The organism is Agrobacterium sp. MCAB5 (genome assembly GCF_052114365.1).
Classification (GTDB): Bacteria; Pseudomonadota; Alphaproteobacteria; order Rhizobiales; family Rhizobiaceae; genus Agrobacterium; species Agrobacterium tumefaciens.
In genome coordinates this window covers 1-527 of the sequence record NZ_JBFREP010000191.1, presented here as the reverse complement: position 1 = coordinate 527, position 527 = coordinate 1, and the positions used below count along the sequence as shown (strand labels likewise).

Genomic DNA, 527 nt, shown 5'->3' with positions numbered 1-527 from the left:
CGTCTATACGACGGCCAACAAGCAGTTAGCATTTTTGCAGCACATTTACCTGGGCCTAAAACCAGGAGGGCGGGCAGCAGTGGTTTTGCCCGACAATGTCTTATTCGAAGAAGGTGCAGGTCGAAAGATACGCCAAGATCTCATGGATCGGTGCGATCTCCATACGATTCTGAGATTGCCAACTGGCATATTCTATAGTCCGGGTGTGAAGACAAATGTCCTCTTCTTCAAGCGCGGCCTGCGAGACACCGAAAGTACCGAAACCGTATGGGTATATGACATGCGTCATGATGCCCCCAAATACGGCAAGTCGAGACCGTTGCGGCCGAGCGATTTTTCACAGTTCGAGATCGCGTATGGCAAAGATCCAAACGGAACTTCGAAGCGAAAAGATCAAGGCGCAGGAGGGCGCTGGCGTTCATTTAGCCGGCAGGCCATTGCGGACAGATCTGATAATCTCGATCTTTCATGGCTTGCCGAAACAGAGACGGATCCGGAGGACACGCTCACTGAGCCCGAGGACATTG

1 protein-coding gene is annotated in these 527 nt (G+C 52.2%); it reads left to right on the top strand.

All coding sequences use genetic code 11. The features are described 5' to 3' along the window. Positions 1 to 527 (top strand): HsdM family class I SAM-dependent methyltransferase (locus AB4Z23_RS28160; RefSeq protein ID WP_441361267.1); only part of this gene is annotated, 527 nt, incomplete at both ends.